Here is a 10390-nt window from a genome sequence, read left to right as displayed (position 1 = left end):
ACATGAACAGCCCCGCGATTGCCAAACTCGGCGGAATGCGCCGCAAGACCATCCGTGTGGATGAAGACGCACTGGTCCGGTTCACCCCGCTCAACCCAGGCAGCACCTACACCGCCGTGTGCGAACCGGCCGGCCCCGGCATCAATCTGGTGGCTTGGGCCGAGGCCAACCGCGAGCTGATCGAGCGCAAGCTGCTCGAACACGGCGCACTGCTGTTTCGCAACTTCCAGGTGGACAACGCCGAAGCCTTCGACAACTGCATCAGTGCGCTGTCCGGCGGCGCCTTGGAGTACAAATTCCGCGCCTCGCCGCGCACCCAGGTGGACCCGCGCCTGAACATCTACACCTCCACCGACTACCCCAAGGACCAGCGGATCTTCCCGCACAACGAACACTCCTACTCGCCGGTGTTCCCGCTGAAGATCTTCCTGTGGTGCGATATCGCGCCACTGTCGCGCGGTGAAACGCCGATCGGCGACACCCGGGCGATCAGCCAGGCAATCGACCCCGAGGTGCGCGAGCGCTTCGCCCGCCTGGGCATCATGTACGTGCGCAACTATGGCGACGGCTTCGGCCTGCCCTGGCAGACCGTGTTCCAGACCGAGGACCGCGCCCTGGTGGATGCCTACTGCGCCAGCGTCGGCATCCAGACCGAGTGGAAGGCCGACGGCCGCCTGCGCACCCGCCAGGTAGGCCCGGCCCTGGTGCGCCATCCGCGCACCGGCGAGACGCTGTGGTTCAACCACGCCACCTTCTTCCACGTCAGCACCCTGCCGGCCAGCGTGCGCGATGCGCTGCAGGCCGACTTCGCCGATGACGACCTGCCGCAGAACACCTTCTACGGCGACGGCAGCCCGATCGAGCCGCAGGTGCTTGAGCACCTGCGCGGTATCTACCTGCAGCACATGACCGAGTTCCCCTGGCGCCACGGCGACGTGCTGCTGCTGGACAACATGCTCTCGGTGCACGCACGCAACGAATACGACAGCCCCCGACGCATCCTGGTGTCGATGGCCGAAGCCCTGAACAGCACGGACGTGGCGCTCAGGTCCTGACGCGCCCCCACGGTTCACGGTTTTCGACTCTGCCCCCTATTCAAGGCCTCCTCATCATGTCCAGCATCGCCATCGAGGGCTTTCGCCCCGCCCTGCAACAAAACGCTCACTGGTCGCATGCCAGCGGACGCGACGCCACACTGTTCCTGACCTTCAGCCTGCCTGAGGGCACCGACCTCATCCGCCTGCGAACGACCCTCGCGCAGGTGCTGGAGCAGCACGAGATCCTGCGCACCCGCCTGGTGGCCAGCCCCGGCATGCAACTGCCGGTACAGGTCATCGACGAGCAACTGCGCATCGACTGGCGCGAGGTCGCCGACGACCTGCCCCAGCCCGCCCTGCACAGCCTGCTGGCCAGCGCATTGGCCGAGGCCAGCCTGGCCGTCGCGCTGACCCAGGCCACGCCGCCACGGGCCTGCCTGGCGCTGCCGGCGGCCAACGCCGACCACACCACCCTGCAGCTGCTGCTGCAGCAATGGCAGGCACTCTATCTGGGCCTGCCAGCGGACGAGGAAGCCGTGCAGTTCGCCGACTTCGCCGAATGGCAGTTCGAGCACCTGGGTAGCAGCGACAGCGACGCCGGGCGCGCCTTCTGGCAGCGCCAACAGGCCGACGCTGCCGACCAGTACCTGGTGCAGCACCCCTTCCAGCGCGGCGAGGCCGCACTGCCGGCACAGCCAGCCTGCCTTGCGCGCACCCCGGACGCGGCCTTCCAGGACCACATCGGCAGCGCCCTGGCCGGGCTTGGCGCCTCGGCCGAGGCGCTGTTCGGCTGGTGCTGGGCACTGCTGCTCAAGCGCCACCTGGGTCAACCCCAGGTCCTGCTGGGCTGGGCCCACGATGGTCGCAACAGCGCCACCGCGAACGCCCAGGGGCCCTACGGCAAACGCCTGCCACTGCACCTGGCGCCGGATGACCAGGACACCCTGGCCAACGCCCTCCCCGGCTTCATCCAATTGCTCGAACAGGCGCGCACCTGGCAGGAAGAATGGCCGGCCCAGGCCCAGAACACGCCTTTCGGCTTCCGCCTTCGCCAACCGCTGGCCTCGGCCTGGCCGGTGCTGGCGGTGCACGGTGAAACCTGCGCCCATAGCCTGTTGCTGGAAGTCCTGGAACAGCCCGAAGGCTTCGCCTTCCACCTGCACTACGATGCCGCCCGCCTGGACGCCGCCGCCGCCGGGCTGCTGCTCGACCAGTTCCTCACCCTCACCCTGCAAGCCAGCGCCGCCAGCCAGCACCCACTGGGCGAAGCCTCAGGCATCAGTGCCGCACACCAGGACTGGCTCGCGGCGTTGAACCGCACCGAGGTGCAGCAGCAGACCCCGGCGCTGCTGCACCAGCTGTTAGAACAACAGGTTGCCGCCCGGCCAGAAGCCATCGCCGTGCGCCACGGCGATGCGCACCTGAGCTACCAGGCACTGGAGGCGCGGGCCAACCAGTTGGCTCACCAGCTGCGCAACGCCGGCCTGGCCCCCGGGCAGGCCGTGGGCCTGTTCATGGGCCGCGGCCTCGACGCGATCGTCGGTATCCTCGGCATCCTCAAGGCCGGCGGTGCTTACCTGCCGCTGGACCCGAGCTACCCGGCCGAACGCCTGAGCGACGTGCTTGAGCAGACCCGCGCCACCCTGCTGCTGAGCCTGAGCAACCTGGAGCCACGCCTGCCCAAGGGCGACTACCGCACCCTGTGGCTCGACCGCCTCGCCGAGCATGAACTGCCCACGCAGCGCCCGGAGCCGGTGAGCGACGGCGACAGCCTGGCCTACCTGATCTTCACCTCCGGTTCCACCGGCCGCCCCAAGGGCGTGATGGTGTCGCACCGCAATGCGGTGCACTCTACCGCCGCGCGCCTGCTTGCCTATCAAGAGCCGCTGCAAGCCTTCCTGCTGGTTTCGGGGCTGGCCTTCGACAGCTCGGTGGCCGGGCTGTTCTGGACCCTGGCCCAAGGCGGCGAACTGTGCCTGCCCCAAGACGACCAGGTGCAGGACGCCCTGGCCCTGGGCCGACTGATCGGCGCCCGGCAGATCAGCCACACCCTGATGCTGCCGTCGCTGTACGGGCAGGTGCTGGAACAGGCCGCCGATCAGCTGGGCAGCCTGCGCTGCGCCATTGTCGCCGGTGAAGCCTGTCCGGCCAGCCTGGCCCGCCAGCACCGGCAGCAGTGCGCCCAGGCCCAGCTGTACAACGAGTACGGGCCGACCGAGGGCACCGTGTGGTGCAGCTACTACCGCGCCCGGGGTGACGAACACGGCGTGCTGCCGATCGGCAAAGCCATCGCCAACATGCAGCTGTACGTGCTCGACGCCCAACTGCGCCCGGTGGCGACCGGCGTCAGCGGCGAAATCTACCTCAGCGGCGCTGGCATCACCCAAGGCTACCTGGGCCGCCCCGACCTCAGCGCCGAGCGCTTCCTGAACAACCCGCTGAACCCGGCCGGCAGCCTGCTGTACCGCAGCGGTGACCTGGGCCGGGTGAACGCCGAAGGCAACATCGAGTTCCTCGGGCGTATCGACGACCAGGTGAAGATTCGCGGCTTCCGCATCGAGCTGGGCGAGATCGAAGCACACCTGCTCACCCACCCAGGCGTGCGCGAGGCCGCCGTGGTGGCACGCGCCAACGACAGCGGTGACAACGAACTGGTCGCCTACGTGGTCGCCCGCGATGCCTGCCCGGGTGCTACCGCACTGCAGGCGCACCTGGGCCTGCACATGCCGGAGCACATGGTGCCGAAAACCTATGTGATGCTCGCGGCCTTCCCCCTGACCCCCAACGGCAAACTCGACCGCAAGGCCTTGCCGGCACCGGTGCGTGAACGCCGGGCCAGCTACCGGGCGCCGGGCACCGAGCGCGAAGCCACGCTGGCGGCGTTGTGGGCCGAGGTACTCGGCGTTGAACAGGTGGGGCTGGATGACAACTTCTTCGAGCTCGGCGGCCACTCGCTGACCGCTACCCGCCTGGTTTCGCGCCTGCGCAGCAGCCTGGGCCTCGAAGTGCCGGTGCGGGCGCTGTTCCAGCACCCGACCCTGGGTGCATTCGCCGACCAGGCCCTGCCGCGGGCCGAGGCCTCGACGCTGCCGCCGATCCGTGCGCAACACAGCGAAGCGCCACTGCCGCTGTCCTACGCCCAGGAGCGCCTGTGGCTGTTCGACCGCCTGCACCCAGGCAGCACCACCTATAACGTGCCCGAAGCGGTTCGCCTGCGCGGCGCTCTCGACCTGCCTGCCCTGGAGCGCAGCTTCAGCGTGCTGCTGCAGCGCCATGCAAGCCTGCGCACCACCTTCGCCCTGGACGGTGACCGGCCGGTGCAGCAGGTACAAGCGGCCGAGGACTTCGCTCTGGGCCTGATCGACTTGAGCCGTCTGCCTGACGCGCAGCGCAGCCAGCGCCTGCGCCAGGAACTTCAGGCCCAGGCCGCGCACCGCTTCGACCTTGCGCACGGGCCACTGCTGCGCGCCGGCCTGGTGCGCCTGGCAGCCGACGAACACGTGCTGTGGCTGACCCTGCACCATATCGCCTTCGATGGCTGGTCGATGCGCGTGTTCACCCGCGAGCTGATCGCCCTGTACAGCGCCTTCAGCCATGGCCAGCCCTCGCCGTTGGCCGAGCCGCAACTGCAGTACGCCGACTTCGCCCAATGGCAGCGCCGCGAGCTTAGCCAGGCGGCGCTCAAGCCGCAGCTGGACTTCTGGCTGGAGCACCTGGGTGAGGACCGCAGCCTGCTGCAACTGCCGTGCATGCTGCCGCGTCCGGCCCTGCCCAGCCACCGTGGCGCCGAGCACAGCCTGGTGCTGGGCCCGCAACTGGCCCAGGCCCTGCACGCCTACAGCCGCGAACAGGGCTGCACGCTGTTCATGACCTTGCTGGCAGCATTCAACGTGCTGCTGGCAGGCCACAGCCAGCAATCGGCGATCCGCATCGGCATCCCCATTGCCAACCGCCATCACCAGGAGCTGGAGGGGCTGGTCGGCTTCTTCGTCAACACCCTGGCGCTGCGCACCGACCTGGCCGGCAACCCGCACTTCGACAGCGTGCTGCACCAGGTGCGCGACAACTTGCTGCACGCCCATGCCAACCAGGACCTGCCGTTCGAGCAACTGTTGCAGGCCCTGCCCGGCGCCCAGCAGCACAGCGCGCCGCTGCTGCAGGTGATGTTCGACCTGCACCAGGAGCGCAACCTGCGCTCGTCGGCGTTCGGAGACCTGAGCATCGAGCCGCTGAACGAAGACCATGGCAAGCGCAGTACGCTGTTCGACCTGATGCTGGATGTCAGCGAGCGTGAACAGGGGCTGATCGCCACCTTCACCTACAGCACCGACCTGTTCGAGCACGCCAGCATCGAGGCGCTTGGCGAGGACCTGCAGGCCCTGCTCGAAGCCCTGCCCGGCCAGCCGGCACCGTCGTTCGAGGCCCTGGTGCAACGCCTGCGGCCACAGCCAGCGGCACACGCGGGGCAGCAACCCGACGCCCGCGAGCAGGTGGCGCAACTGCTACGCGAGGTGCTGGAGCTGCCAACACTGGATGAGCAGGCGCATTTCTTCGAGGTGGGCGGCAGCTCGCTCAAGGCCGTGCTGCTGTGTGCCCGCGTACAACAGCTGTGGGGCACCCAGGTACCGGCCCACCTGGTGTTCCTCAACCCGCGCCTGGACGACCTGCTGAACGTGCTGAGCCGCTACCGCCACGCCTGACCCTGACCCGCGCGCTGGCCGTACCCAGGCCAGCGCGTGGGCTCAGCGGCAAAAGCACCGGCCCAGCCGGTGCAACCAGGCCTTGCGCCAGTACAGCAACACGCTCACGCCGAGGCCGCAGGGCACCAGCGCCAGTACCCAGAACAACGTCCCCATCGCCAGCCCCAGGCTGGCCTGCACCACCAGCCATGCCAAGCTCGATACCAGCAGCGCTGACAGGCGTAAGGCTCGCGTACCGGGAAAGGCGTGTGGCTGCATCACTTGCCGCCAATGGCCGGCCTGACTCAGGGCCAGCAGCGCCAGGCCCAGTGTCTGCAAACCCAGCCCGGCCAAACTCACCAGCCACTCAGGCATCCTTGACCTCCGCCAACCTGTGCCCGGGCGCAGCCCACCGCCGCAGGCGCCAGCCCAGGCTGCCGGCCAGCAGGGCGCAAGCCAGCAGGGCCAGATCGACACCGGCCACTGCCCACAACCCCTGGCTGAGCGCCCGCCATGGATGATCGCCGGTACTCCAGGCGTTGGACACCACGGCCAACAGCGCCAGTACGCTGATCGCCAGGCATTGGGCCGCCCATGGCGCGCGGGCCTGCGCGCAACGGTAGATCCCCCACAACGCGTGCAGACCGGCCAGTAACCAGGCGGCGAAGAACACCCGCACCTCCCAGTCGGCACGCCCGCTCAAGGCCGCTGGCAACCAGCGGTTGGCCACCAGCATGGCCAAGGTGGCCAGGGGCATGCCGGTGATCAGCACGCTGCACAGCAGGGTCATCGACATCCCGCCCTTATCCCGTGCGGGCTGTTGCAGACGGCGCTTGGCCAGCCAGTACAGCAGGCCGCTGGCGAGCATCACGCAACCACTCAGGCCTGCGAAAAAATACAGGGCGCGCAAGGCGGGCTGATGGAAGTGCGCCACGTGCAGCCCGGCCAGCACATCCAGGGTCGCGGCCGCGGGCGGCAGCCGCGATTCATGCAGCAGCCGCGCGCTGGCGGCGTCGAAGTACAGGGTCTGGCCGTCCAGGCTCAGGCGGTCGGCCAGGCTGCGGCTGACCTCGACGTAGGCATTGGCGTCGCCGGGGTGCCAGACCCTGACGAACGCCGGCGCACCGCCCCCCCACTGCTGGCGGGCCTGGGCCAGCATGCCGTCGAGCGAGGCCAATGGCCCCGGGGCGCCCGACGCCGGGCGGCTGTAGGCGGCGTCGGCCTGCACCGCGAACTGCCCGGCCTGGCCCGGATACAACGCATCGATGGCCGCCGGCAGGTACAGCGGAAACAGGATCAGCAGGCCGCTCAGCAGGATCAACGCATGAAACGGCAAGGCGAATACACCGGTCAGGTTGTGCAGGTCGAGCAACCGACGGGGGGCCTTGTCAGCCCTCAAGGTGAACAGGTCCTGGAACAGCCGCGCATGGATGCACACGCCGGCGATCAGGGCGATCAGCCCGACCATCGCGGCCAGGCCCAACAGCCGGGCACCGAGGTTCCAGGCATTGATGTTCAGGGTGTAATGAAGTCGGTAGAAAAAGTCGCCGCCGCGGCTACCGGCGGCGGCCAGCACGCCGTCGCTGCCAGGCAGCAGGAAGCGGCTGAAGCCTTCGCGCTCGACGCTCCAGGCCTGAAAACGCAGCAGCGGGCGGCGCGCGTCGGGCAGCTCGACATACCACTGCAGCAGCGCCTTGCCCTCGCTCAGGGCGGCCACCCGGGGCAGCACCTGCTGGTCCAGCGACAGCGGCGCGGGCGCCGGCGCCACCCGCAGTGCCGGCAGCATCCAGCTGTCCAGCTCGCGGTCGTACAAGGCCAGGCTGCCCATGAAAAACGCGATCAGCAACAACCCGGAAAAGCCCAGGCCCAGCACCCGGTGCGCCCACAGCATGGCCTGGCGAACACTGTCGAACATCAGCCCGCCCCCACCAGCGCACGCAGCGACGCCAGCATCGCCAGCGACCCGCCGGTCAGCCACAGGCTGTTGCGCAACACCCGACGCGCGCACAACAACCAGAGCACCAGTGGCGGGTAGAGCACGAAGGCGGCGATCGAACTGCTCAGCACCGCCTCGCTGGGTGCTTGCCCAAGCCATGCCAGGGCCAGCGCGGCCAGGGCGCTGAGTGGCCAGATGAACAGGTAGGCCAGCAGCAGGGCCAGCAGCAGCCACAACCCGCGCTGTCGGCCCCGTATGCTTGCCTTGCGTGACGCCGGTTGTTTCACCCTGCTCTCCTTGTTCCTTGGCGGCGATTGAACGCCTCAAAAAGTTCGCCCCCGCAGCTGCCCTGCTGAATCAGCGGGACATCTGTGGGGGCGGGTCTGCCGGACACTGATGCACGGCAGCGGCGCCGGCGCAGTATGCCGGGCGGCGCCGCTGCTGTCGCGCGTCAGAACTTGGCGCGCAGGGTCAAGGATACCGCGCGGGGATCACCGAAGATGTTCCCGTCCTGGAAGGTATTGATGCGCTGGTAGTACTTCTTGTTGGCCAGGTTGGTACCGAGCAGGTCGGCCGACAGGTGCTCGTTGACCTGGTAGCCGATACCCGCGTCGTACAGCGCGTAGCCGCTCTGCTGCAGCTTGGTGCCGTCCATGTCGATGCCAGGCACGTACAGCTTGTTGTAGGTTTCGCTGACAACGCTCACGCCGCCCTGCACGCTCCACTTTTCAAGCTCGCCAGGCAACTTGTACAGGGTCCAGACCCGCAGCATGTTTTTCGGCAGGTAAGTCTGCAGCTGCTCGTTGGGGCTGTCGTAGCGCTTGTAGGTGTGGGTGAAGTTGGCGGTGAGGAACCAGTCAGGCGTCATCTGCCCGCTCACTTCCATCTCGTAGCCACGGGTGCGCGCCTTGCCACCGGCCACCACGGCCCGCGAGTTCGGGTCGTTCATGTCGGGGATGGCGCGGTTCTCTTCCTCGATCTGGAAGGCCGCCAACGAGGCGTTCACCGCGCCGTCGAGGAACTCACCCTTGATGCCGAGCTCGTGCTGCTTGCCTTCGATCGGCGCGATGATGCTGTTGTTGATGTCGAGGTTGCTGACCGGCTGCGGGTTGAACACCTCGGCGTAGTTGGCGTACAGCGAGTAGTTGTCGTTCAGCTCGTAGATCAGCCCGTAGAACGGGGTGAACTTCTGCGATTCGCTCTGGCTGGTCTTTTCCGACGGCGAGCCGGCCTCGGGTTGGTGCTGGCTGCGGTGCATGTCGAGCCAGGTGACGCGGCCGCCGAGCACCAGGGTCAGCGGGTCGGCCAGGCTGATGCGCATGTTGCCGTAGACCGCTTTGGAGCGGGTGTTGGCGACGTTGGTCGGCAGGCGGTCGTCATTGGGGAACGCCGGGTAGCCGAAGTTCGGCTGTGGGTCGTAGAGATCCACATCACCGAGGAAGCTGGAGAAGTAGCCGCCGTTGGACGAGAACTCCGAACGCGAATAATTGGTCCCCACCAACAGTTTGTGTTCACGGCCGAACAGGCTGAACGGACCGTCGGCGTACAGGTCGACTTCGTCCTGTTTCTCACGGTAGTCGAACATGATCGAGTTCATCGACACCAGGTTGTCGGCCGGGTCGATGCCGCCGCCATTGCGGGCGTAGGCCTGGGTCAGGTCATAGTTGTTGTCGGCATGGCGCACCGACAGCTTGGTCTTCCAGTCGCCGCCGAGCTGATGCTCGAGTTCGGTGAACACCGAGGTGCTCCAGAAGTAGTCGCGGTTCCAGTTGGCGCCGTAGAAGTTCTTGCGCGAGACGTCCGGCAGCGACATGGCCGCTTCGCCGGCGGCGTTGGTGTAACGGAACGCCGGCAGCGAGCGCTGGGCGCCGCGGATGTCGGTGTTCTGGTTGCTGGCGCCGATGGTCCAGACGGTGTCCGGGGTCAGGTCGATGTCGACGATGCCGTAGGCCTGGTTCGTCTCACGCTTGCCGCTGCCATCGTAGGGGAAAGCCGTCTTGTTCTCGCTGAGCACCAGGCGGCCACGGATGTTGCCGGATTCGGTCAACGGGCCGGTGACATCGACCATGCCACGGTAGGCGTCCCAGGAGCCCGCGCTGATTTCGGCCGATACCGCCGCGTCAGCCTGCGGGCGCTTGCGCACCAGGTTGATGCTGCCACCGGAACCACCGGCGCCGGTCAGGCTGCCGGACGGCCCCTTGAGGACTTCGACGCGGTCGTACATGGTCAGGTCCGGCGACAGGAAGATCCGGTTGTCCATGGTGGTCGGCGTGCCGTCCAACTGCAGCGAGGTGATCTCGAACCCGCGCGAGAAGAAGCTCAGGCGGCTGGCGTCGATGCGCTGCACGGTCACACCGCCCACTTTGCCCAGGGCATCCTCGAGGGTGTAGAGGTTCTGCTTCTGGATGCGTTCCTGGCCGATGACGTTGATGGTCTGCGGCACTTCCTTAAGGCGCAGCGGCACCTTGGTGCCTACCGAGACCGTCGGCGCTTCGGTCTGCATGCCGACGATCGTCTGGTCAGGCAGCGTGATGGACGCCGGCGGCGCCTTTTCCTCGGTGCTTTCCTCGGCCCATACCGCCGGGGCGAGCAGCATGCTGCTGCTCACCAGGGGCACCAACAGCCAATTCCCCGCCTTGCTCGGCTGCCGCCCCTTTTCAACGTAACTCATACCGCAAGCTCCTGTGCATGGCCTGTTTCAGCCATTATTTTTTTAAGTGTTGTGCTACGAAAATCAC

At 67.5% G+C, this 10390-nt stretch carries 6 protein-coding genes; 2 read left to right on the top strand and 4 right to left on the bottom strand.

Going from position 1 to position 10390, the window contains the following annotated elements; all coding sequences use genetic code 11:
* The first annotated feature begins 2 nt into the window (after positions 1-2).
* The gene (locus OGV19_RS05205) at positions 3-1055 is read left to right on the top strand and encodes a TauD/TfdA family dioxygenase (RefSeq protein ID WP_264312434.1); all 1053 of its coding nucleotides are present in this window, start codon (positions 3-5) and stop codon (positions 1053-1055) included.
* Positions 1056-1111: 56 nt separating this feature from the next.
* Positions 1112-5737, top strand: a complete 4626-nt coding sequence (locus OGV19_RS05200; protein ID WP_264312433.1) for a non-ribosomal peptide synthetase — start codon at positions 1112-1114, stop codon at positions 5735-5737.
* Between the two features lie 42 nt (positions 5738-5779).
* Here the strand turns inward: OGV19_RS05200 and OGV19_RS05195 are convergent, their stop codons facing one another.
* The 4 genes from OGV19_RS05195 to OGV19_RS05180 all read right to left on the bottom strand — a co-directional run bounded on the left by OGV19_RS05195 (position 5780) and on the right by OGV19_RS05180 (position 10323).
* Positions 5780-6091, bottom strand: coding sequence for a DUF3325 family protein (locus tag OGV19_RS05195; protein WP_264312432.1), 312 nt, complete (start codon positions 6089-6091; stop codon positions 5780-5782).
* Positions 6084-7631, bottom strand: a complete 1548-nt coding sequence (locus OGV19_RS05190) for a PepSY-associated TM helix domain-containing protein (RefSeq protein ID WP_264312431.1) — start codon at positions 7629-7631, stop codon at positions 6084-6086. The genes OGV19_RS05195 and OGV19_RS05190 overlap by 8 nt, the downstream gene beginning before the upstream one ends.
* Entirely contained in the window at positions 7631-7939 is a 309-nt protein-coding gene (locus OGV19_RS05185; RefSeq protein ID WP_264312430.1) for a hypothetical protein, read from the bottom strand. Before OGV19_RS05185 ends, OGV19_RS05190 begins: the two co-directional genes overlap by 1 nt.
* A gap of 164 nt (positions 7940-8103) precedes the next feature.
* Positions 8104-10323 (bottom strand): TonB-dependent siderophore receptor, encoded by a 2220-nt coding sequence (locus OGV19_RS05180; protein WP_264312429.1) that lies wholly within the window; start codon positions 10321-10323, stop codon positions 8104-8106.
* Between the last annotated feature and the right edge of the window lie 67 nt (positions 10324-10390).

Source organism: Pseudomonas putida (genome assembly GCF_025905425.1).
Classification (GTDB): Bacteria; Pseudomonadota; Gammaproteobacteria; order Pseudomonadales; family Pseudomonadaceae; genus Aquipseudomonas; species Aquipseudomonas putida_AF.
Note: the sequence above shows the minus strand (reverse complement) of the source record. Positions and strands in the feature narration are given on the sequence as shown.